General features: G+C 49.8%; 22 protein-coding genes. 9 read left to right on the forward strand and 13 right to left on the reverse strand.

The features are described 5' to 3' along the window. Positions 1 to 24: 24 nt before the first annotated feature. The 3 genes from H6F76_RS06630 to H6F76_RS06640 all read right to left on the reverse strand — a co-directional run bounded on the left by H6F76_RS06630 (position 25) and on the right by H6F76_RS06640 (position 3397). Complete coding sequence (locus tag H6F76_RS06630; RefSeq protein WP_190506915.1) at positions 25 to 1386, reverse strand: C1 family peptidase; 1362 nt, start codon at positions 1384 to 1386, stop codon at positions 25 to 27. 173 nt (positions 1387 to 1559) lie between these two features. After that, entirely contained in the window at positions 1560 to 1733 is a 174-nt protein-coding gene (locus H6F76_RS06635) for a hypothetical protein (RefSeq protein WP_190506917.1), read from the reverse strand. Positions 1734 to 1870: 137 nt separating this feature from the next. Next, a complete protein-coding gene (locus tag H6F76_RS06640; RefSeq protein WP_190507093.1) occupies positions 1871 to 3397 on the reverse strand; it encodes a YifB family Mg chelatase-like AAA ATPase in 1527 nt (508 codons plus the stop codon). 37 nt (positions 3398 to 3434) lie between these two features. On the opposite strand from H6F76_RS06640, the gene H6F76_RS06645 reads away from it, so the two are divergent. Continuing rightward, the gene (locus H6F76_RS06645; RefSeq protein WP_190506919.1) at positions 3435 to 3587 is read left to right on the forward strand and encodes a hypothetical protein; all 153 of its coding nucleotides are present in this window, start codon (positions 3435 to 3437) and stop codon (positions 3585 to 3587) included. Here the strand turns inward: H6F76_RS06645 and H6F76_RS06650 are convergent. Then, positions 3584 to 5059 (reverse strand): DUF3370 domain-containing protein, encoded by a 1476-nt coding sequence (locus tag H6F76_RS06650; protein WP_190450426.1) that lies wholly within the window; start codon positions 5057 to 5059, stop codon positions 3584 to 3586. The two genes, H6F76_RS06645 and H6F76_RS06650, sit on opposite strands and share 4 nt — an antisense overlap. A 423-nt stretch (positions 5060 to 5482) precedes the next feature. On the opposite strand from H6F76_RS06650, the gene H6F76_RS06655 reads away from it, so the two are divergent. Continuing rightward, positions 5483 to 6226: a membrane-binding protein gene (locus tag H6F76_RS06655; RefSeq protein ID WP_206754333.1), complete on the forward strand. Its 744-nt coding sequence runs from the start codon at positions 5483 to 5485 to the stop codon at positions 6224 to 6226. A 162-nt stretch (positions 6227 to 6388) separates the two neighbouring features. Beyond that, the gene (locus tag H6F76_RS06660; RefSeq protein ID WP_190450423.1) at positions 6389 to 6703 is read left to right on the forward strand and encodes a hypothetical protein; all 315 of its coding nucleotides are present in this window, start codon (positions 6389 to 6391) and stop codon (positions 6701 to 6703) included. A gap of 452 nt (positions 6704 to 7155) precedes the next feature. Here H6F76_RS06660 and H6F76_RS06665 read toward each other — a convergent pair whose 3' ends face one another. From H6F76_RS06665 to lnt, 4 genes are all read right to left on the reverse strand, one after another. Further along, positions 7156 to 7656, reverse strand: a complete 501-nt coding sequence (locus tag H6F76_RS06665) for a GNAT family N-acetyltransferase (protein ID WP_190507096.1) — start codon at positions 7654 to 7656, stop codon at positions 7156 to 7158. A gap of 8 nt (positions 7657 to 7664) precedes the next feature. Next, complete coding sequence (locus tag H6F76_RS06670; RefSeq protein WP_190450422.1) at positions 7665 to 7961, reverse strand: DUF2103 domain-containing protein; 297 nt, start codon at positions 7959 to 7961, stop codon at positions 7665 to 7667. Positions 7962 to 8055: 94 nt separating this feature from the next. Continuing rightward, positions 8056 to 8382: an ATP-dependent Clp protease adapter ClpS gene (gene clpS, locus H6F76_RS06675; protein ID WP_347275983.1), complete on the reverse strand. Its 327-nt coding sequence runs from the start codon at positions 8380 to 8382 to the stop codon at positions 8056 to 8058. A 198-nt stretch (positions 8383 to 8580) separates the two neighbouring features. Then, on the reverse strand, positions 8581 to 10341 hold the full coding sequence (gene lnt, locus H6F76_RS06680) for an apolipoprotein N-acyltransferase (RefSeq protein ID WP_190506923.1): 1761 nt from the start codon (positions 10339 to 10341) through the stop codon (positions 8581 to 8583). 197 nt (positions 10342 to 10538) lie between these two features. On the opposite strand from lnt, the gene rpmF reads away from it, so the two are divergent. Continuing rightward, positions 10539 to 10718, forward strand: coding sequence for a 50S ribosomal protein L32 (rpmF, locus tag H6F76_RS06685; protein WP_190450420.1), 180 nt, complete (start codon positions 10539 to 10541; stop codon positions 10716 to 10718). A gap of 26 nt (positions 10719 to 10744) precedes the next feature. After that, positions 10745 to 11338, forward strand: a complete 594-nt coding sequence (locus H6F76_RS06690; RefSeq protein WP_190450419.1) for a sulfite oxidase-like oxidoreductase — start codon at positions 10745 to 10747, stop codon at positions 11336 to 11338. 362 nt (positions 11339 to 11700) lie between these two features. Here the strand turns inward: H6F76_RS06690 and H6F76_RS06695 are convergent, their stop codons facing one another. Together H6F76_RS06695 and H6F76_RS06700 are read right to left on the reverse strand one after the other, a co-directional pair. Beyond that, a complete protein-coding gene (locus H6F76_RS06695; RefSeq protein ID WP_190507100.1) occupies positions 11701 to 12828 on the reverse strand; it encodes a hybrid sensor histidine kinase/response regulator in 1128 nt (375 codons plus the stop codon). Positions 12829 to 13558: 730 nt separating this feature from the next. Continuing rightward, the gene (locus tag H6F76_RS06700; protein ID WP_190450416.1) at positions 13559 to 14227 is read right to left on the reverse strand and encodes an HAD-IA family hydrolase; all 669 of its coding nucleotides are present in this window, start codon (positions 14225 to 14227) and stop codon (positions 13559 to 13561) included. Positions 14228 to 14434: 207 nt separating this feature from the next. Here H6F76_RS06700 and gltX point away from each other — a divergent pair, with 207 nt between their 5' ends. The 3 genes from gltX to ftsH2 all read left to right on the forward strand — a co-directional run bounded on the left by gltX (position 14435) and on the right by ftsH2 (position 18836). After that, positions 14435 to 15886: a glutamate--tRNA ligase gene (gene gltX, locus H6F76_RS06705; protein ID WP_190506924.1), complete on the forward strand. Its 1452-nt coding sequence runs from the start codon at positions 14435 to 14437 to the stop codon at positions 15884 to 15886. 116 nt (positions 15887 to 16002) lie between these two features. After that, positions 16003 to 16587, forward strand: a complete 585-nt coding sequence (locus tag H6F76_RS06710) for a hypothetical protein (RefSeq protein WP_199321963.1) — start codon at positions 16003 to 16005, stop codon at positions 16585 to 16587. 362 nt (positions 16588 to 16949) lie between these two features. Further along, complete coding sequence (ftsH2, locus tag H6F76_RS06715) at positions 16950 to 18836, forward strand: ATP-dependent zinc metalloprotease FtsH2 (RefSeq protein WP_190450413.1); 1887 nt, start codon at positions 16950 to 16952, stop codon at positions 18834 to 18836. A gap of 120 nt (positions 18837 to 18956) precedes the next feature. On the opposite strand, the gene H6F76_RS06720 is transcribed toward ftsH2, so the two are convergent. Beyond that, positions 18957 to 19613 (reverse strand): hypothetical protein, encoded by a 657-nt coding sequence (locus H6F76_RS06720; RefSeq protein WP_190506926.1) that lies wholly within the window; start codon positions 19611 to 19613, stop codon positions 18957 to 18959. Between the two features lie 296 nt (positions 19614 to 19909). Here H6F76_RS06720 and H6F76_RS06725 point away from each other — a divergent pair, with 296 nt between their 5' ends. Further along, the gene (locus tag H6F76_RS06725) at positions 19910 to 21103 is read left to right on the forward strand and encodes a Coenzyme F420 hydrogenase/dehydrogenase, beta subunit C-terminal domain (protein WP_190506928.1); all 1194 of its coding nucleotides are present in this window, start codon (positions 19910 to 19912) and stop codon (positions 21101 to 21103) included. A 78-nt stretch (positions 21104 to 21181) separates the two neighbouring features. Here H6F76_RS06725 and H6F76_RS06730 read toward each other — a convergent pair whose 3' ends face one another. After that, on the reverse strand, positions 21182 to 22132 hold the full coding sequence (locus H6F76_RS06730; protein WP_190450410.1) for a LysR family transcriptional regulator: 951 nt from the start codon (positions 22130 to 22132) through the stop codon (positions 21182 to 21184). Positions 22133 to 22446: 314 nt separating this feature from the next. Further along, positions 22447 to 23211, reverse strand: a complete 765-nt coding sequence (locus H6F76_RS06735; protein ID WP_190450409.1) for an alpha/beta hydrolase — start codon at positions 23209 to 23211, stop codon at positions 22447 to 22449. Between the last annotated feature and the right edge of the window lie 158 nt (positions 23212 to 23369).

A 23369-nucleotide genomic window follows, 5' to 3' on the forward strand; every position in this document is an offset into this window, starting at 1 on the left:
CGGAGATCTAGTGATAGCGATGCGCTACTCTTCCTCTTCTTCGTAACCAGTTTCTTCCTCTTCTTCCTCGTAACTAGCTTCGCTGCCTTCCTCTTCCTCTTCCTCTTCCTCTTCTTCCTCGTAACTAGCTTCGCTGTCTTCCTCCTCCTCTTCTTCCTCCTCGTAACTAGCTTCGCTGTCCTCCTCCTCTTCTTCTTCCTCTTCCTCCTCGTAGCTGGCTTCGCTAACTTCCTCTTCTTCCCCTTCCTCTACGTCCTCCTCATAGCTGGCCTCGCTTTCGTCGTCCTCTTCAGACTCTTCTTCATAAACGTCTTCAGAATCCTCTTCTTCAGAGTCTTCGTACTCCTCTTCGTAATCGGCGTAGTAGAGCGCTTCCGCCTGGTCGTAGTCAAAAAGTGCAACGTACTGTCCATCGACATAGACCGACTGTTCGGTATATTCAACGGTGTAGTTATCGCTGTACTCTGCCAGGTTGCCAACGCCAGCAGTCTGGATAGCATGGGCGATCGCGGCAGTGGCGCTATCAAACAACGAAGCTTGTTCAGTTTGAATATCTTGGCTTAGATCAACATCAACATCAGCAACATGGCGAATCGCCCACAGGTCGCCGTTTAAGTCGGGGTTGGTCATGTAGTCGTAGGGGATGTAGCAATAGCCACGATCGCCCCAGCCTTCGCCCCAGGAATTGCGAACAATAAAGACCTTATCGCTATCGGAATAACCAACGCAGAGCATTGCGTGTCCACCGTCGTGTTGCTCATTGTCCGGCTCAGGCATGGGCACTAAGCCTTTTGAACCAGCCTTTTGAAACGACGAGAAGAGATGTAGCCCAAAAGTAAAGGGATAGCCATCTGCCAAACATTGCCGCATTGCGTCGAGATCGATGTCCACCCGGTAGGCATCTTCAATCAAGAAGTTAGTAGCTTCGGTGTAGGCACTTTCATGGGGTGGTTCAAAAATGCGCTCTAGATCAAAAGGCCAGGTCGCTTCAGCACAGGTGCCATATTTCTTTAGCACCTTGATACAACTCCGGAGATAGGTGCCCTCATCCGCATCAATGGCACCATCTAACTCACGGGCATTGTAGTAAATAAATAAACGGCTCACGTCATGTGCAGACCCTTTAATGCGCTTTGCCAGGTATTCGTAAGCGCCTGCCATAGCATTTGCGGTACAGCTATTAGAGTTGCCCTGGTTCTCCACCGGAGTCATGTAGGGACGCAAATCGACGTTAGATGGTAAATCGTCCGTTGAGTGGCTAGATTTATAGGTTTTGTCTTTAGGATTTTTTTTATCGGGACGATAGGTGCCTAATTTGATCTGTCCACCATCAGGCGTTTTAACGATGCTTGTCTTACGGACATGACGAAAATGCTTGGTTGGCATCGGGAAACCTCGAGGAGTGATAAAGCGGTGTGCTTATTACTACAGGTTTCCCAATGTCACAACTGGGCTAACGAAGTCGAAAGGCTAGAAAAAGAGACCGCGTCTCAGCGCAGAGATCGCCCTTAAGGAGCGTCTACAAGTAGGCTAGAGAAAGTAGCGATCGATCAATTCACTTAAGGTGTGAGATGCGTATTAGTGTTGAAATAATAAATCGCTGCTACTAGCAGACCAGTTAGTACGACGCCGATGGTACTAAAGATTAGGGTAAATGACGCTTTCTTACCAGCAGTCTTTTCGGGTTGGTTTAATTGAGAAGACGATCGGGAGCCTTGATCAGTAGTTTTCATACAAGCAGTCCTAAAGAGGTTTATGCCCCATCTTTGTTCGAGAGTCTAAAGGCTGCATCTAACTTTCGGATTAATCGAGTCGATTGCTACCGTATCTTGTAAAAATAGCCACTAACCAACTGTGCTGCCAGCACAATCTACTGCATTCGATCGATAGTGCGATACTGAACAGCCTCAGCAACATGATGCGTTTGCAGGTTCTCGTCGCCTGTCAAATCGGCGATCGTTCGTGCCACTTTAAGGATGCGATCGCTTGCCCTGACTGACAAGCCTAATTTACGAATCGCGGCTTCTAGCAAGTTACGAGTTGGGTCATCCAATTGGCACCATTGCCTCAAGTGACGGCTTTGCATTTCAGCATTACAGCGCAAGGTTGTGTCTTTGAAGCGAGTGGAGGCGTGAGCGCGGGCAACCTGGACACGATCGCGCACTGACGCGGATTCCTCGCCTTTTGGCTGCTGGGTGATTTCCTCTGGCTTCAGGCGATTCACCGCTACTTGTAGATCAATGCGATCCATAAGCGGTCCCGATAGCCGTGCCCAGTATTGTTCTCTAGCTCTAGGCGTGCAAGTGCAAGGCTGTACCGTATCAGCGAAATAGCCACAGGGGCAGGGATTAGCACTGGCAACAAGCGTAAACTGAGCCGGAAAAGTGACCGATTGGCGTGTGCGAGAAATGCTGACATAGCCATCTTCTAAAGGCTGGCGCAAAAACTCTAAAACATCGCGCTTAAATTCTGTAAGTTCATCAAGAAACAAGACGCCTCGATGCGATAGAGAAATCTCGCCCGGTCTAGGAAAGCTACCGCCACCCACTAGCGAGGGTCCCGACGCAGAATGATGGGGACTGCGAAACGGACGGGTTGCTACCAGCGAACCTTTGTTTTTGAGCAACCCAGCAACCGAGTGAATTTGGGTAACTTCAAGTGCTTCGTCAAAGGTCAGCGGTGGTAAGATGCCAGGGAGCCTGCGGGCAAGCATTGTCTTTCCACTTCCTGGCGGTCCCACGAACACAAGATTATGCCCACCTGCTGCGGCAATTTCGAGGGCACGTCGAGCGTGTGCCTGTCCTTTGACATCCTTGAGATCGGGTCCGCTAAGTTGAGCCTGTTCTAGCTCTTCCAGGCCATTGACTTGTGTTGGCACGTATTGCTCTGGCGCGCAGAGAAAGTTAGCAACATCAGATAAATGCTTGAAGCCGAAGACTGACAGACCTCTAACGACAGCGGCTTCACGAGCATTGTCGGCAGGTACGACTAAGCCTGAAATACCCAGACGTTTGGCAGCGGCAGCGATCGCCAACACACCTGCAACTGGGCGTAAGCTGCCATCCAGGGAGACTTCTCCTAAAAAAAGATAGTCATCTAGTAGATCAGTCTTCACTTGCTCTGATGCTGCCAACACGCCCACGCTGATTGGCAAGTCAAAGCTGGGACCTTCCTTCCGTAGGTCGGCTGGAGTCAAGTTGACAACAATTTTCCGCATAGGAAAGGCATAGCCTGCATTCTTCAGCGCGGCTCTGACTCGTTCTTTAGATTCCTGCACTTCCTGGCTGGGCAACCCAACAACAATAATGCCCGGTAAGCCGCCCGCAATATCAACTTCTACGCCAACTTTCACTGCGTCAATGCCAACCAGTGATGCACTCCAGACTCTAGCAAGCATACTTTCCTGCGATCGTTGCTTTGCCAGCATACCCAGAATGACTCATTCGGCAACACAGCGATCGCCTGCACAGTCAGAGCAACAGTCTTTCTCACGAAGAATGCAGGAAGATAGAAGTTTTGCGCCAGAGCCATCTCCAGATCGATCGGTGCCCCCTACTGCTTCACTCCTCTACCCTTCACCTTACTAGGGTTTACTTACAGTTTTTACCGTCAAAACCTGAGGCGGAGTAGAATCGGGCGGATAGAGAAAGTCAAGCTGTACGAGGCGACGATCGCCCTTTGGCATACTCAGCGAAATCAACGGCTCACCCTCTTGTCCCCGCTGCATCGTCAGGTGAGTGTAGCGGGTTTGAGGCGCACCTTTATCATCCGTATAGCGCACACGCACGGGACCACGAAAGAAAACGCGCTCTTCTGGGGGTGTAAAAAACAGCAACCCACCTTTGATTCGATCTTCCTTGACAGGCGTTTGAAGGGCTAATGTCACCGTTTGGGGTTGTCCAGTGGTGTTGTGAAGCGGCAACGTTAGGCTGTACTGAATACCGTAGTTGCCATGAGCCCGGTAGGCTGTATCGTCATAGCGAGCCACCAAGGGAGCACTTTGCACTTGCCCTGTGCCAAAGGTGCCCCGCTCAAGCATACTAAGCCCGTAAGAGAAAGCACGTCCCCGTTTTGGAATGCTGAGAGCATCAGACTTCGGGCTGTCTGTTAAGTTTGCCTTCCACTCAGACCCCATTGCTACGCCTGCCACGCGTCCATAAATGACGGTTGCATAATCCTTCAAGCGGCTAATCGGCGTTGGCGGAATATCACGTGGTCCTGCCAATCCGCTGTTAAGCAGTAGGTTTTGCCATTCTTCAGACGAGGGGCTGCGCTCTGTTTTATCAGGATTCAGAGGCGCAAACATGGCTAGACTCGCCATGTAAATGGGTCCGCTGCTTCGTAGTCGCAATAGGGTTGAACGACCGTTGGAGGATGGTGTGACGGTGCCCACTGGGATAGGCAGGTTCATAAGCATCCAGCTTTGGCGGGGCGGAATGACTGTGACAGCAGGCCAATTTCCCTGCCGCCGTCCGCGCAAGACATCGTTGACTGCACGACTACCGGGTCCTGCATACACTCGACCGATCGGATCATCCACGTAGGACGGTAGGTTGATAAACAGCGCATCTGGGCGGGTGAGGTAGCTTGCGCCTTGCAAAATATCAACTGTGACAGGCTCATAGGTTGGGTTATAGAGTAACACTCCCTGGAATAGGGTGCGCGTCTCGCTAGCATCTTTCGCTTTCGCGATATGGTGCGAAAAGATGTCAAACCGACCCTGGAAGGGAAAATTGAGATGAGCGGCGGGCACTGCTTTCCCGTCGGGTGGAAAGGTAGAGAGCAAAATCCCTTCAGTTTGCACCAGCTCTGGACTGTTACTATTGAAAACCGGCACGTTATCAAGCTGACCAGGTAAGGGGCGGAGTTCTTGCGGTGCAAAGACCTCTTGACGCTGCAATGGTTCTAGGGGTGGTAAGCGTTGCTCCTGCGATGGCACAATCTCTTGCGGGGGCGGCACCCTGGACGGTTGCGGCGCGGGGAAGCTTGGAGGTGATGGTAAGGGAACGGGAGCAGCGATCGTCTGCGCGAGAGTGAAGAACGAGAACAATGACAACATCAGCAAACCCGAAAGAATCCTACAACAAAGGCATTAACAGGCAGCAACGCAAAAAGGAGAGGAGTAAACCTTGTTCGCGGCGATCGCTGCCAGTTTTCACAACAGCACTTGAGCCAAACGTAAAGCCTGAGACAGACAAAGAGAGAAAAACAGATGGCATGAGCATGATAGCTGCTGCAACATCAAGCTTTTTATACCCACAACATCAACGAGGACAAGTATAAATCCAGAGTTGGAGTCAACATCATTACCGATGCTTACACTAGCTAGAGACCATCATCAGGAGCTTTAACAGTTTCTCGTTAAGCGTTCATCCTGACAAGCGAACGTTTACCCTGAACAGAATACGTATCTTAGCTGATTCGATAGCGTAACCTGCTACATCAAGGCAACAATCTGCACTGCTTCATCATGGAGAGAATTTTGCTTAAACCGCTTTCATTCCGCTCTCTAGGGCTGATGTTATGGACTTCAATCAGTATCACCAGTGCTGGTTATGGCTATGAGGCCCTTTTCACCCCAGCGATCGCCCAAGCGTCTGACTCTGATGGCTACTGCAAGGGGCGAGGGAGCGAGGGCTTAATCAACGGTAAAGGCGTTTGTACCTTTCCAAGTGGCAATCGCTATGAGGGTGAACTCCGTGATAGCCAACGCCAGGGTAGAGGCACATTCATTTTTACCAATGGCACCCGTTGCGAGGGAAACTTTCAAGATAATTTGTTGAATGGTAAAGGCATCTGCATCTTTCCCAGTGGTAGCCGCTATGAAGGCAACTTCCGCAATAATCAGCGTGAAGGTAGAGGGATTGTCACCTTAGCTGATGGCACTCGTTGCGAGGGTGAGTTTCGAAACAATTTGCTAAATGGTGCTGGTGCCTGCGCCTTTCCGGGTGGCAATCGGTATGAGGGTTTGTTTCAAGACAGTCGTCGGCAAGGCAGAGGTACGTTCACTTTTGCTAACGGCACCCGCTGCGAGGGCGATTTTCAGAATGAAGTGCTGAACGGGTTTGGCATTTGTACCTTTCCCAGTGGGAATCGGTATGAGGGAGAGTTTCGCAATGGCAGGCAAAACGGCAAAGGTACCTACATTTTTGCAGACGGCGTTCGCCTGGAAGGCGTTTGGAGAGACGGCAGCTATCTCAGCAATGCTAAAACGGGGCGATCGTAAAAACGAGAGTAACGATTACCGTTTGTCTTTTTCAGAAGTTTTTAGTTTTCTTAAGCGCAGTACTTAAATTATTGCTCTTTGTAAGGATTGCTGTCTCTCAGAACACATCATCCTTTAGGCTGAAGATTCGTTCTGAATTTTAAGCACTTAGGTCACAAGGATATGCCACAGCTTTCCTGGCACGATTATTTAATGGTCTTCTCCTTTTTCGCTGCGATCGCGGGTATTGGTCTTCTTTTTAGCAGTAGCCAAGCATCTGAGAGCGATTGGGAAATTACTGATCGGGTACTCATGTTAATGACGTTTACCTATTGGCTGGTTTATTGCGCTGCCGCTGGCTTACAGCGCTTTATTTTGCCCGAGTGGGAAATGTTGCTATGGAGCGTGAAATTGACAGGTGTCCTTTCCTATCTGCTTACGGCAGCGTGTGTCTTGAGCTTGCCGCTGCATCGAGTCTCAGTGCGTCAGCCGGAGTAGTGTCTCTTCTTATGTGAATCGGCAAAAACGTTGGTTGGATTGAGCCTCTGAAACCCAGTAGAGTAAGACGTTCAGTTTCACGCTGTTCGATCCAGCCGACGTTTAGCAATTATATCTTCTACAAAAAGAATTGGTTTCAGTTGTCCTCTCATGCTTTTTGTAGCGGCATAAAACTAGGCATTCCCTATACTCTTCCTTGCTTCTAGCGCAGCATTATAATGGCGCGGTTAAGGCAACAGGTGAGAGTTGAATCATATGCCTTTTTAATCTTAGAAAACTGGCGCTAAAGGCTGGTTGTAAGCAACGGTTTGCTTGTGAAACTAACAACGAATCGTCCAACGACGTGTTGCCAAAAACAACCTATAGCAGTTGAAGAGAGAGTGAGGATAGATTCGGGTTCCTAGTTTTGCTTCTGGTAAGAGTTCTACTTAATCCTTTAGCCTTTTGCAATATCAAGGCTCTTGTTCATTGAGTTCTGCCAGTAATTCGATCGTGCTTAAGCGGAACCCGCAGGACTGGAACAAGCGTCGTGCATCGTCGTTGGCGATCGCTGTATCAAGCCGAATCTGCTGGATCTTTTTGTGCCGAAACTCTTGTAGCGTGCGCTCGACTAGTTGCCGTCCGAATCCTAATTGACGGTAATCAGGCTCAACCCAGAGATCGTGAATGAAACCAAACTCCTTGAGGCGATAGATCGGAATTTCCGTTTCGATCGTGGCAATTACGAAGGCAACGAGCTGTTCAACCTGATCTACAGAGGCTCTATGTGTGGCAACCAGGAAGACACTGCGATCGTTCGCTGTTTGTTTTGCTAACCAACGCTCATACCGCTGAGCAGGATTGGGCAAAAAGCCATACTTAGCAGAGTCCCACGCTTCATGTAAGGCGCAAATCTTTGCCACCATCGGCAGTACGGCAGGCACATCAGCAAGCGTAGCGGGGCGGATTTGCATCACAATGGCTAGCGGCGTTTGATGACAAAGGCGATTGCTGCTTCAAGTTGCTCCTGTGGCAAGAGCGTCAAAATAAAAACTTCTTGTACTGTTTTACCCTGACGTGCGATGACCTTGAAGCCCCCGCGAATGGGCACCGATATCTTTAGCACCAGCTTGGGGGCATGAGAACGTACAGGACCAATAACGCCAGGGGTAATAGTTTGAATGCCTGTTTGACGGGTTAGCCGCTCTAAAACCGGAATCAGCCCAGGAATATGAGTGGAATGGTTGAGGACAAGTCTGCCGTCTGGGGAACTGCTCATGAGAAGGGTGCGCTTTGAGATAGTTAAATGAAATCTTTTTGAACAACGCTCTGCCTCCCTACTCCTGGCAGCTACAGCCATCACAACTTGTTTCTTACGCCGCTTCTAGAGGAGCCATCGTCAATCCTTCCATACCAAGCTGCATATGGTAAAGCTCTGCCTGCTCCTGCGGTCCCACCCAGACGATCGCCTGTCCATCAAAGTGAATCTGGTTAGTCAGTTCCCAGGCGCGATCGACGGTCATACCGGGAATATGTTCTAACAAACTTTCAGAAACGTGCTGAAAGGTGTTGAAATCATCATTTAGTACAATGATTTTGAAGTTTGGGTAATGCTGGCGAGTCGTCTGGCTAGACCGCGAAGGGGCTATAGTTGGCGCAGCGGTCATTACAGAGGAAACTAGCGGAAGTGTCGTCGCCATAGAGTAAGGGATTCCAAAAGCACTAGGGGAACAACGCCGCTAGCCTTTTGTGCTAACGACTTAGTTTTTAATCGTAGCTTACTGTTCTACTTCAAGTAGAAGGAATCGCTGGAGTTTGTTTGAAACGTGTCTGGCGGTTCAAACCGCGGCTACATAAATATCGTTAGATAAATATCGTTAGTGTGTTGCAAACATCGCTCAGCTTCTAAGTGAACGTCTTTGAAAGAGTACGGTGATCGCCCCCAGTACTAGCAAGGATGGTGTCAACCAGTCTCCCCAGCGAACATACAGAGTCTGTGTCTCACGACGAAAAATAGTGGCTGCATGAGTTTGGTAAGTGCGGGGTTGCGATCGCCACTCTATATGCCCGTGTGGATCAACAATGCTGGAGTAACCTGTGTTGGTCGCACGCACTGCCCAGCGATCGGTCTCAATGGCTCGCATAATGTCCTGCGCCTGGTGTTGCGCCATCAACACTTCACTGTACGGGTCGAGATTTGAGGCTGTGAGAATGAACTGTCCGCCTGCTGCTGCTTGTGTCCGAAACACTTCAGGAAATGCTGAATCGTAGCAAATGCTGGCGATCGCTCGTCCAAAGGGCGTATCAAACTGTTGATGGAAGGCTCCTGGCTGCCCATTTTCGGTAATGGGAGAAAGCAGGTTAATAATGCCACCAAGAGCGGCTTGAAAGGGAATGTATTCACCCAGTGGCACAAGCTTGATCTTGTCATAGCGGCTGGTTGTTGCGCCATTAGGAGTGATCGTCAGCAGACTGCGGGCAATGCCGCCCTTTTGTGCCGTAAAAGTGCCCAACCAAAGCACCGCACCCTTCTCTAAAACTGCCTGATAAAGCGGGCTGCGAAGCTTATTCGGCTCGTTCCACAAAAACGGCAATGCCCCCTCTGGTGTCAGCACTGCATCCACACCCTGAGCTGCAAGTGCTAGATAGCCGTTGGTGTAGCCTTCCATAGCACGGCGAATGCCGTCGCTCCCCAGTTTAATGCGCGTTGGCACATTGCCTTGAATAATCCCGACCTTGAGTGCTGTTGTATTGGACGGGGCGATCGGCTGTAGCCAAAGCACTGCACCAAGCAGATGAACAGCGATGAAAAGAATAGTGGCAGAGACTAGCAGTGCAATAGTTTTGAGTTTTGAGTTTTGAGTTTTGAGCTGTTGACTGCTGACTGCTGACCGCTGACGACTGACCGCTAACTGTTGCCCATTCATCCACGCTTCTGCTAGCAGCCCATTGACCGCTACGATCGCCGCTGTTACCCCAGTCGCCCCAGAGATTTGCCCAAAATGCAGCACCGCTAGATTCCCCGGACTTTGGGTATAGGCTAGCGCCGTCCAATCTAGTGGTCCCAGACTCCAGAGCCATTCCAACCCACACCAGAGAGCGGTGCCAAGAAGAACGCGGCGGAGCGATCGCAGCAATGGCTCCAAATGATGCCAAGGGGTTGAGGCATGAACTGAGAGCAGTGCTGCATCGTCCTCACCCTTGCCTTTCACCCCGACACTTTCAAGGCGGTGCATCAGCCAAGCCCACAGTGCCACCAGCACAGCACCCCAAACAGTAATAAACCCCCAGCAAAAGAGAACGATCGCCACGCTGGCAAGCCAGGGTACGCCCAGCCAGGTCAGCGGATGTAGCCCCGTGATCCATGACAACGCCAAGCCGTGATAGCCCACGCCCCAGACAAAACTAATGCCAAAGGAAAAAGAAAAAAGGAAAAAGGGGCGCTTGGATTCATTTTTTTCGCCTTGAGCCTTTGCCTTTGAGGGCGTAAAAAGTAGCACCCAAAGTGGAGCCAAGGCGACCCAAGCCAGCGGAAAAAAATTGAGCGGTGCAGGAGCGAACCCCATTAAAATGCCGCTGCTAAAGGCGATCGTTACAGGCAGCAGTGTGATGGGGCGAAAGGGGCGATCGTTCTGCAAAGAGTGCCACCGTTTAGTCATAATTCAGCCAGTTTCATTTGCCGTAAACACACCCTACATCTGTACTGATGGAAGCGCAGCCAAGGCGGGTGAGCTAGCCCCTTAATATGGTCACTCCCTCAGCAAGCCGCCAATTTGATGCTTGATCTTATGCCATTAGACAATTCTTCAGGATTAATGCCCTAGAATAGGAAAGCTGTAAAAACAAATCCACTGCAATGGCTGTTCCTAAGAAGAAAACCTCTAACTCCAAGCGCGACAAGCGTAAAGCAACCTGGAAGCGCAAGGCAACCCTGCAAGCGCAAAAGGCTCTCTCGATGGGCAAATCAATCCTGACTGGGCGTGCGGAAGGCTTTATCTACCCACAACCAGACGCTGAAGACGAAGAAGAGTCATAGTACAACCGTCATTAATCTAATTCGCCATGCTGGGAAAGTTTTTTCAAAAGCCCCCTCCAGAGCTACAAGACCGTGTGCCTCCTGGTCAGCATCTTGCTAAAGGCTTTCCAGTTTTGACGTACGGTGATACGCCAATTGTCGATCGTAGCAATTGGCAACTGCGCGTCTGGGGGCTTGCTACAGCAATCACCTTTAGCTGGGACGATATCATGGCGATGCCGCAAAGCAGCTTCACTGCTGACTTTCACTGTGTCACCACCTGGTCAAAGCTAGATGTGCAGTGGTCAGGCGTAAAGGTTACTGACTTGATGCGCCAGATTGAACTTGATCCAAGAGCAGTGCACCTGATGGAGCATTGCTATGGTGGCTATACGACCAACCTGGCGATCGACGACTTCCTGCGGGAGGAAAACTTCTTCGCGCACACGCTCTTTGGTGAGCCGCTCCCGGCAGAACACGGCGGACCCTTACGTCTAGTCGTGCCTCATCTCTATGCCTGGAAAAGCGCCAAATGGCTCAACGGGTTAGAATTTCTCGACCACGAAGCGCTAGGCTTCTGGGAACGGAACGGCTATCACCGTCGCGGCGAGCCCTTTGCCGAAGAGCGCTATAGCAATTAACCATTCTTCGGCGCTTAGGCTTGTAATTTTAATTGAATTAAATGCTTGTGTAGAGTGCTGATAGCCTGTGTCGCCCTTTAAAGAACGCAGGCTAAGAGAAAAGGGTGGTGTTATGCATCGCTTTTCAGAATCAATGCGCGATCGCTCTTGCCTGACAAGTCCGAACAAGGCTGAGCGCTGTTCTTATGCAAAATCGAAGCTAATCGCTTTAACGCAACCAAATTAAGCGCTTCTTTGCTTTTTCCAAATCATCTTGATAATTTGCTGATAGTGAACATTACCTCAATACTCACTACCAAGTTGGATGAAAAGCAATGTTTTAGCCGTTAACACCAATTACTACAAACTAAAAGCTGGTTTTGTTATCCTTGCACTGGTAGTCGCACCGTGAAGACGCTGCCTTTGCCAACTTCTGATTGCACATTAATTTGACCCTGGTGTGCCTCGACAATCTGGCGTGAGAGGTGAAGCCCTAAACCACTTCCCGAACGTCGATGGCTACCAGTAATAAAGCTTTCAAACAGCTTAGGCTGATCCGCGATCGGTATTCCAGGACCCGTATCTTTGATCTCTAAGACGACTGTATCCCCTTTTTGCTCCTCCATTGGTTGCCTGGTGAGCCGCACTACAACCGAGCCTGTATCCGTAAACTTAATGGCGTTGCCAAGCAGATTGGTAATCACCCGTCGTAGCTCAAGGCGATCGCCCAGAATCGTTCCCACAGGCTGAGTATGCTCAGGATCGACCTCAAGTAACAGCGCCAATTTTTTCTCGGCTGCGAGGGGCTGCAATTCAGCGATCACAGCTTGCACCAGTTCTAGTAGATCGACTGACGTAAAGTTTAGTGTTTTGCGACCCGCTTCGTAACGGTAAACCTCCAGCAGCAAGTTCACCATCGTCAGCAAATTTTGGTTGCTGCGAATCATCGTGCCAAGCGCCTCCCCCATTGTGGGCGGCACTTCACCCAACGCGCCCTCTTGAAACAGGTTCAACATGCGATCAGCAGCAACCAGTGGTGTCCGCAAATCATGCGTTAGGCGGGAGACAAAATCTTCACGTTGACGAGCAATTAAATCACGCTCGTCAACACTATGCTTCAGACGCAGCAACGATCGTACCCGCGCAACTAGCTCATCTAGCTCAATCGGTTTACGAATAAACTCATCGGCACCAATATCCAAGCCACGCGCAACGCTAGGCTGACCATGAGCCGTAATTAACAAAATAGGCAGAAACGGAAGCGCTGTATTTTGGCGAATGCGTCGTGTCACCTCGTACCCGTCCATGCCTGGCATCATGACATCCAGCAGCAGCAAATCGGGTGGAGAGTTTTCAATGTACGTAAGAGCCTCGCTGCCACTGTAAGCGATGTCAATATGGTAGCCCTGCTGCTGGAGGAGTGTTTGAGTTAAAAAGCAGTTATCAGGAATATCATCAACAACCAATATGCGATCGACTTTTGCGGGTCGCGTCATGAGTGATTGGCTCATATTGCCTGCTCGGAGAGAGGAAATGGACACATCGGTTAAAGGCATTTTGCGGCAGTTGACATTGTAGCAGTCGGTAGGTACGCCTTTCATGCGGCTACATTGCTGTGTCACTTTATACGCTTAGAGCCGTTAACGCTTCACTCCTAAGAAGGATCTTCAAGGCATTGCTTCAATAACGACGAAGCAAAACAAATCAGTTAGGACTTATGCAAAAGCTATTGTGAGAGACGGCTTTTTGAGTTGCTGACAGCGGTCATCATCAAGTAAGTCATGTTTAAGTTGAGCCATTGTCTGCTTGGCTAAGTTGGCAAGAGCATGGAGCCAGACCCATATGAGGACGGCACAGCCAAAATGATTGCGTTGAATCCGTGCTTTGCGGCAGTAACATGCCTCTCAACCCCTCACTGGCTTGTCTTCGCGGTGCCGTTTCGAGCTTCTTACGGAAGCCACACGCTCTATGGTGTCGCCTTGGTCGCCCGTTGCTCCCAAGCGTTCGTGACAACAACATCTGTACCTATACTCTTGAGAGGACGGACTCGCTCAAATGAGATCAGCGCCTTCCTAAATGCAGAAGGGGATGTACTCAAGCTAAGCAACAGTGTCTTCGAGCTTTAAGTCACGATTCTTCTTCCCAATGGTAAATCACTGGTAGAGAGGAATCTGCGCTTAGAATTAGGGAGTGCCACAACTCAGGGTTCGCCCACTTTAGAAGGTACAAGTGCTGTTGCCTTCAAGCTGATTGATTTAGTGGCGACTCATGATAGTGCTGCACTAGCTCGGCGGGATCATCATAGATGGCGATCGCCCCTGCTAATTTTTCATCGCTAAAACCGCCTGTGCGGAAAGCAATGACACTAACCCCTGCTTTGCTTGCCGCTTCAATATCGTAGGGAGCATCACCCAGCATGATGACCCGGTCAGGAGCAAGCTGTGCCTTACTCAACGCTGCTTCGATAATGTCTGGCTGTGGTTTAGAGGCTTCAGCATCATTAGAAGTTGTGGCTTCATGCACCAAATCATCGATTTGAGCCACTTTCAGCAAAAGCTCTAACTCTTCTGAGGTTGCAGAACTGGCAACCATAAGATGCAATCCATGCTCCTTTAGCTTCTGCACCAGTTCGCGTGCACCTGGTGCTGGAGCAAGATGAGAGCCAAACTTTGTCAGAATTAATTTTTTCCGGTGATCGGCGATCTGCTTTCCAGTCCCTTCTTTATCGTTCAGCTCTGGTGCAAAGCGGGGAATAATTTGATCCCCACCCATACCAATGAGAGGACGGACTTGCTCAAATGAGATCTTGTAGTCATAAGCTGTAAAAGCCTCAACCCACGCCTGAGCATGAGCATCATTACTCAGTACAAAAGTTCCGTCAATGTCTAGCAATACGCCATCAAGAATCACACGATCGTCCTCTAGCAATTCCTTGACGGTCGCATAAAGCGTATTAAAAAGCGTCTTCCTGAATGCAGAAGGGGATGTACTTTAGCTAAGCAACAGTGTCTTCAAGCTTTAAGTCGCGATCTTTCTTCCCAACGGTGGATCACTGATAGAGAGGAATCTGCGTTTAGAATAGGGAGTGCCATAACTCAGGGTTCGCCCGCTTTTTCTATGACTGTTCGCGTTCGCATTGCTCCCAGCCCGACTGGAAATCTCCACATTGGTACAGCCCGTACAGCCGTCTTTAATTGGCTCTATGCCCGTCATACTGGCGGTACGTTTGTGCTGCGGATTGAGGATACTGACCAGGAACGATCGCGCCCTGAATATACGCAAAATATTCTTGATGGCTTGACCTGGCTTGGTTTGACCTGGGACGAAGGACCGTTGTACCAGAGCAAACGCCTGGATTTGTATCAGCAGAAGGTACAAGTGCTGTTGGACAAAGGCTTGGCATATCGTGCCTATGATACGCCAGAAGAACTAGATGCCATGCGAGAGGCGCAAAAAGCGAAAGGTGAAGCGCCTCGCTATGATAACCGTCATCGTAACCTGACTCAGGAGCAACGGGCTGCCTACGAAGCAGAAGGGCGATCGTCCGTTATTCGGTTCATTATTGAGGACGATCGCGAGATTGTTTGGAACGACCTTGTGCGCGGCACCGTTAGCTGGAAAGGTCGCGATTTGGGCGGCGATGTGGTGATTGCCCGTGCTGCGTCTGGTACTGATTTTGGTCAACCCCTCTACAACTTTGTTGTCGTTATCGATGACATTGACATGAACATCACCCATATCATTCGCGGCGAAGACCATATCGGCAATACGCCGAAGCAAATTCTGCTCTATGAAGCGCTGGGAGCCGAACTTCCTACGTTTGGGCATACACCGTTGATCCTGAATGAGGCTGGGGCAAAACTTTCCAAACGCGATGGTGTCACGTCGATTTCAGACTTTCAGCGCATGGGTTACGTTCCAGAGGCATTGGTCAATTACATGACGCTGTTAGGCTGGTCGCCACCGGAAGGCGTCAATGAAATTTTCTCTTTAGAAACTGCTGCCCAACAGTTTGGGTTTGAACGGGTCAATAAAGCTGGTGCGAAGTTTGACTGGGACAAGCTCAATTGGCTCAACAGTCAGTATTTGCATGAGATGCCCGCTGACAAACTTACTCCTTTGCTAATTCCTTACTGGCAGGCAGCGGGCTTTGAGGCTGACTGGAACGATCGCCCCTGGTTAGAACGCTTGACCGGGATGATTGGCGCAAGCTTGGCACGTTTGGATGAAGCGGTGCCGATGAGTGAATATCTTTTCACTCCTACTGTAAATTTCACAGAGGAAGCAATCGCTCAACTACGGCAAGATGGTTCGACTACAGCCGTTGAAGCAGTTTCTGCCGCGATCACTAACTATTCACCTTTGACCGAAGCTACAATCCAGGACTTGCTTAAACAAGTTGTCAAAGAGCAGAATTTGAAAAAAGGCTTGGTGATGCGAACGCTCCGCGCTGCCCTCACAGGAGCCATGCATGGTCCTGACCTGGTGCAGTCCTGGCTGCTGCTACACCAGCGTGGGCTCGATCAATCTCGCCTTCAGCAAGCGCTAGAAGCAGCACGATCGAAGTAGCTAATTGTTAGACGACGATTATTGGCAAGCAGCGGGCAACGATCAGGCAACTGTTAGTCAGTTAGTAGCCAGAATTAATTCAAAACTTCCTCACTCCTTACTCCTCCCATCTCATCGTGTCAGGAACTCTACCTACGTCTACACGTCGTTGTGAGTCCAACCGTCACCTTTCCTGGCTACCTTACATGAACTATCGAGGCTTACAGGCTAGCGCAAGACTACTCGCTCCGATCGCGCCCGTTTCGTTCCTGGTGACTGCCTTTCTATTGGCTAGCTACACCTCAATTACACCTGTGCAAGCTCAATCGCCTCAAAACCTTAGTGTTATTACTATTGGTCAGCGCTTCTCGCCCAACCCGTTAGAGGTAAAGGGCGTTGCAGGGGGTGATACGCCTGTTAAAGATGTGGTAAAGGTTGCTAAAACGCCAACAGGTGAATGTGTTGGAAATGCCAATGTCAAGCCAAATCATACGGTTGAACTGACCGACTTTTTTGAGTCGTTGAGACTTGTTGTGCAAAGTGCAGATGACACCGCCCTTACCATTCAAGGTCCCGGTGGCATTTGGTGCAACGACGACTATCAAGGCAAAAATCCTGGTGTTACTGGCGAGTGGTTACCCGGCACATATAAAATCTGGGTCAGCTCCTATGCTAAGGGTCGTGCTCCTGCATACGTGCTTCGCATCACTGAGAAACGTTAACAGAGCAATATGTAGCAGTTAAGCGGTTCAACTGTAGGAGCAAAGAGCCTTTTGGTTCATAGAGTTTGCCGCGGCTAGTCAAGCATGACAGAGCAAAAAACGCAGCGTCGAAAAAGAGCACTGGCAGAAGTCAGTTGCTCTGATCCTGCTAAATACGTTAAATTTAGTTAACAATTGTTCTCATACATGATTGCTTGTTGATGCAAGTTTGCGATCGCTACTTGCAGAGCGAGCCTTTCGGTTTCTAGAAAAGGATATTCATTCGTAGTCGGTTGAATGAAATTAATGAGATATCGCAGGTGCCTTCATCCTGATTGCACTGACACCAAACTGTTTTAACTGTATTAAGAGGGCGTTAGCGTATGAAATTCTCTTGGCGAACTGTCCTACTGTGGACTCTGCCAGCCGTAATCATTGGGTTTTTCTTGTGGCAGGGCTCTTCACTTAGCACGACTGCTAACGTGGGTAGCAATGCTGCCAGCACCCGGATGACCTATGGTCGTTTCCTAGAGTACCTGGATGCTCATCGCGTCACGAGCGTTGATTTTTATGAGAATGGTCGGACAGCGATCGTTGAAGCGGTTGACCCTGAACTTGATAATCGTCTGCAACGCTTGCGCGTAGACCTTCCCGGAAACGCCCCTGAAGTAATCACTCGGCTTAGAACTGACAAGATTAGCTTTGATTCGCATCCCGCTCGTAACGACGGTGCAATCTGGGGGTTGCTGGGTAACTTGATCTTCCCAGTGCTGCTGTTAGGGGGGCTGTTTTTCCTGTTCCGCCGTTCTGGCAATGTGCCTGGTGGCCCTGGACAGGCAATGAGCTTTGGTAAATCCCGCGCTCGCTTCCAGATGGAAGCCAAAACAGGCGTGATGTTTGACGATGTGGCGGGCATTGAAGAAGCCAAAGAAGAACTCCAAGAAGTCGTCACCTTCCTAAAGAAGCCCGAACGCTTTACCGCTGTTGGGGCACGGATTCCTAAGGGCGTATTGCTGGTTGGCGCACCGGGTACAGGTAAAACCTTGTTGGCAAAGGCGATCGCGGGCGAAGCAGGCGTGCCCTTCTTCAGCATCTCTGGCTCTGAGTTTGTCGAAATGTTTGTGGGTGTGGGTGCGTCTCGCGTCCGTGACCTGTTCAAGAAAGCGAAAGAGAATGCCCCTTGTATCATCTTCATTGATGAAATTGATGCGGTGGGACGGCAACGTGGAGCTGGTATCGGTGGTGGCAACGACGAGCGAGAACAAACGCTGAACCAGTTGCTGACCGAGATGGATGGCTTTGAAGGCAACACCGGTATCATCATCATCGCTGCGACGAACCGTCCCGATGTGTTGGATTCCGCGCTGCTACGTCCGGGTCGCTTTGACCGTCAGGTGACAGTTGATGCGCCTGATATGAAGGGTCGCTTGGAAGTGCTTCAGGTACATGCTCGCAACAAGAAGCTGAGTCCAGAAGTGTCGCTAGAAGTAATTGCGCGTCGTACTCCCGGCTTCACTGGCGCTGATTTAGCAAACTTACTGAACGAAGCAGCGATTCTTACAGCACGTCGTCGGAAAGAAGCGATGACGATGCTAGAGGTAGATGATGCGGTCGATCGCGTAGTTGCCGGCATGGAAGGTACGCCTTTAGTGGACAGCAAGAGCAAGCGACTGATTGCGTATCACGAAATTGGTCATGCCATCATTGGCACGCTAATTAAGGATCATGACCCGGTGCAGAAGGTAACGCTGATCCCACGGGGTCAAGCGCAAGGTCTAACCTGGTTTACACCAGGAGAGGATCAAACGTTGATTTCACGATCGCAAATTCTGGCTCGCATTGCTGGTGCCTTGGGCGGTCGCGCGGCTGAAATCGTTATTTTCGGCGATGCTGAAGTAACCACTGGTGCTGGCAACGACATTCAGCAAGTTGCTAACATGGCGCGTCAAATGGTCACCCGCTTTGGGATGTCTGATTTGGGTCCACTCTCGCTGGAAAGCCAACAGGGTGAGGTCTTTTTGGGGCGGGATTGGATGACACGCTCAGAATATTCTGAGGAAATTGCGTCTCGTATTGATGCTCAAGTCCGCACTATTGTTGAGCATTGCTATGATGATGCCCGACGTATCATTCGTGAAAACCGCACTGTGATCGATCGCCTAGTTGATTTGCTGATTGAGAAAGAAACCATTGATGGAGACGAGTTTCGGCAAATCGTTTCTGAGTATACAAACATACCTGAAAAGGAACAGTATGCTGCTCGTATCTAATCTCGAAACTCTCAGTAAGTAGTTGAGCGGGAGCGATTGAATAATCGCTCCCGCTTTTGTTTTGTTGCTCTTTAACTAGCTGAATGCTTTTGTTAAAGTCTGCAAGTTAAAGTTAGGCTATCACAACTGTTGTGACGGCAAACATTGAGTCGATCGCCTGTACTGGCTGAAGGGCGTTCGTACTACAAAGTCTTCGCGTCGTAAGATTTGGTTGTCAGCACCTAAGACACGCAACTCGCAAACACCAGTTGCGCCAGCTGAAAAGAGAGCAAAGACCCCGTTGTGGCTCACATCACGAATTGTTTTTCCGTTGTTAAAGGTCGCCTCAACTGCAACAACCTGGGGCTTGAGCGCCCGACCATACAAGAGCGTATAGGGTTCATCGTTTTTAGCAGCAGTGTTCGTAGGGGGTTGAGCTGAAGCATGACTGATCCCATACTCTACCAGTCGCGCTGATGGTGCCGACTCATTCTCTGCGCCATAGCTACCGCTACCGCTCACTTGCCATATCATTCCGTTTCGTTTAACAACCTTGTGCCCAAACACCTGCTGTGCACCATCGCTCGTGGGGCAAAAAGCGCTGTAAAGCACAATCACACCTTGAGACGATCGCTGCGTACTTAAAACCTTGAAGCGTTCTGCCTTTGGTTTTGCATTTGTAGGACAGCTTACTGCCTGCTCAACTACGCTTTTGGGCATGATCGTTAAGAAGGAGAGGGCATAGCCTGACGTTGTTAACGCTACAAGCCCAAGGGCGCTAATAAGCAACCGTTTCATCGTCTGTTATGAGTGATTAGAAGAGCGCAATTGCACAGCAGACGATCGCCCATCTTTGCAAGTGCTCGATCGCTGCAAAGGCTTTAGCTTAAAGTTTGCCCTTGATTAGAGGGGTGTTACCTCTCTCTGAAGGTAGTTTGTATTGCCCATAGAGTTGTTTATGACAAGTCTTTTGTTGTCAGCCGTCTTGCGTTTGCAGCCGTAAAAAGGCAACGTTAAGTAACGGGCGTAACACTGTGTCAGACGGGTCAGCGTTGGGTTATCGTGATCAATAGTGTTTCAACTTGCCTCACATCATGACCGTAGCGCCCTCTCATAAAAAGGCGAAAGCTCTCAACCCTTCTAGTCGTCGCCCTGCCAAAGCGTTGTGCAGCGAATGCGGACTGTGTGACACCTATTACATTCACTATGTCAAAGAAGCGTGTGCCTTCCTACATCAGCAGATTGCTGAACTGGAAGCAGACATTCACGATCGCAGCCGTAATTTAGACAACCCTGATGAGTGGTACTTTGGGGTTAGTCAATCAATGATGGCAGCGCGCAAGACGGAGCCACTGCCGGGCGCACAGTGGACAGGCATTGTTAGCACGATCGCCATTGAAATGCTGACTCGTGGCATGGTTGAAGGCGTTGTTTGCGTGCAGAACACAGACGACGATCGCTTTCAGCCCAAACCTGTGCTAGCTCGCACACCAGATGAGATCTTGGCAGCAAAAGTAAATAAGCCGACGCTGTCGCCGAACCTATCAGTGCTAGAAGAAATTGAACAGTCGGGCATGAAGCGGCTGTTGGTCATTGGTGTTGGTTGTCAGATTCAGGCGCTTCGGGCAGTAGAGAAACAGTTGGGCTTAGAAAAACTCTACGTCCTGGGAACGCCCTGCGTGGATAACGTGACCCGCGCTGGCTTACAGAAATTTCTTGATACTACCAGCCGATCGCCCTCTACCGTCGTGCATTACGAATTTATGCAAGACTTCCGCGTTCACTTCAAGCACGAAGACGGTTCTAGCGAAACGGTGCCCTTCTTTGGCTTAAAAACAAACCAGCTCAAAGATGTATTTGCGCCCTCGTGCATGAGCTGTTTTGACTACGTTAACTCCCTGGCTGATCTGGTAGTGGGTTACATGGGTGCACCCTTTGGCTGGCAGTGGATTGTGGTGCGCAACGATCGCGGTCAAGAAATGCTCGATCTCGTGCAGGATCAGATCGAAACTCAGCCTGTGATGTCGCAAGGCGATCGTCATAGTGCTGTGCAGCAAAGCATTCCTGCCTATGATAAGGGCGTAACTTTGCCGATGTGGGCAGCAAAGCTTATGGGTGTTGTCATTGAAAAGATTGGTCCTAAAGGGTTAGAGTACGCCCGTTTTTCGATCGACTCTCACTTCACCCGCAATTACCTCTACGTCAAGCGCCACTACCCCGAAAAGTTGGAGGCTCATGTGCCAGAGTATGCGAAGCGCATTGTAGCGCAATACAAACTGCCAGAATAAGGCTAAGGGATGAAGGCTAAAAGGGATGAGGGATGAAGGCTAAAAGAGACGTTTTTTTTATACTTTAGCCTTTAGCCCTTATCCTTCTGGTTTCCGCCCCTTGCTAAACACTCCCTGAAAAGCGGTGGCTTCAGCAACATTTTTGCCTTCATTCAACAGATAGTCGAAGAAGGTGCGAGCAATCACGGATAGCTGCTTACCAGAGGGATAAATGACATACCAATAGTGTTCGATCGGAAAGCCGTCTACATCCAGAATGGTTAACTGACTATTAGGTCCTTCCAGCGCCAGCGTATGCAACGACAGTACCGAAATGCCCAGCCCACCAGCGATTGCCTGCTTAATTGCTTCGTTACTGCCCAAATCTAGTTTTACCTTAAGCTCTAAACCCTGCTCATCAAACCGCTTTTGCACCGCTTTGCGCGTTCCCGAACCAGGCTCCCGCATAATGAACGGTTCTTCTGCCAACCGTTTAAGGGGAATATTGCGCTCCTGCGCCAGGGGATGATGACGTTGAGCCAGCACTACCAAAGGGTTTTCGAGAAAGGGATGCACTTTTACATCAATGTCTTCAGGTAGCTGGCTCAGAATGTACAGATCATTGCGATTGTCTGCCAGACTTTCTAACACCCACGCATGGTTATTCACCGTTAATGAAACATCAATACCCGGATAGCGTTGACAAAAGGGTCCTAGCAAGCGGGGAATGACGTACTTTGCAGTCGTCACCACTGCCAACCGCAATGCGCCTTGTTTGAGCCCTTTGAGATCAGCGATCGCAATCTCAAACTGCAACAAGCGATCAAAGAGTTCTCGGCAAGTTGTGTACAGCTCCTTGCCAGCACTAGTGAGATAGAGCCGTTTGCCGACCTGCTCAAATAACGGCAAACCAACTGATTTTGACAGTTGTTTCACCTGCATCGACACGGTTGGTTGCGTCAGAAAGAGTTCTTCCGCAGCGCGAGTAAAGCTGTTGTGGCGCGCAACTGCCTCAAACACTTTCAACTGATGGAGCGTTGCATTCTTCAAGCAGGGTTCCTCAAGGCTCTTCCATAAACCAGAATCTATGATTCTAGAGGAATAGTGTGATTTCTGTTTATGGATTTCAACAGTATCATCGTTGGTATGAGTCCAAACTCCCTTCTCACTAGCGTTGCACACGCTTCACTGTTAGCGACATCTCAGAGCATCCGTCTTGCCTGACTCACAAGCCGATAGGTCTGAAAAGCGATGGTGCTGTGCCACTGTGCAACGCTTCCCTTTTTGCCTTTGCGATCGCCTACCGTTGAGCCAATAGTTGAACGCACTATATCAAATTATACAAAGAGATTATCCCTTCATCATCAATCAGGTTTGGCAGGGCAATAGTTAGATAAAAGTGGTAGCGATCGCACGGAGTGTTGCTCCTCTAAACAACGCCAAAACTGCAAAAGTTGTTCTCCCACTGCTTCTGGATAGAAGTAGTGAAAAAAGTGACGACCATCGGGACACTGCCAGAGTGCATCGTCTGACTTAAAGCACTCTAGCCATTCTTGCAGCGCTGGCGGATGGACGACCGGATCGGTCTTGCTGCCGCACACCATTAAGGGCATTGTGACGCCACCTCTTGGTAAGTGAGCCAGCCTAAACAGGGAATGTGGTGAAGGCGCCTCTTCTAAATCGCGCTCTAGAGACGTAACTAACGCTTTGATGCCATAGGGAAGTTGTTGCCCAAACAGACTACGAATAACGCACGCCAAAAGCTGCTGACGACTACATGCAATGAGTTGGCGCTGTACATAATAGTGCGCTTGCCATGTAATACCAGGCTGTGCCGCTACTGACAGGAGCGTCAGCGATTGTACTTGCTCTGGATACAGACGGGCATAAGTCAAACCTAAGACTCCACTCAGACCATGACCTGCTAGATGAACAGGATGCTGACGGCATTGCAGAAAGTCATGTAGTAACTCAACGGCTGTCTCCAGTGAGCTGGCTTCATCGTCCGCTTGGCTATACTCCCATCGTGCCACTGTAAGATGCTCTGACAGGTAACGTAAAAGCGGTTGATCAAAACGCTTCAAACTAGGGCTAGCGTTGAGCCAAAGGACGTCAAAGGAGAGGGACATGAAAACTCCAAGTGGTAAGGGGTAAGGAGTGAGGAAAGTTTTAAGTTCTGAGTTCGTTTTGCCAGTTGACAGCTAACAACTTCTTCCGGCTGCTAGCTTCAAACAGACAGCTGCCACAAACTTATTGCATTAAAGTCTCAATAAGAAACTGGGCACAT

Origin of the sequence: Leptolyngbya sp. FACHB-321 (assembly GCF_014695975.1) — a bacterium.
In the GTDB taxonomy this organism is placed as follows: domain Bacteria; phylum Cyanobacteriota; class Cyanobacteriia; order Leptolyngbyales; family Leptolyngbyaceae; genus Stenomitos.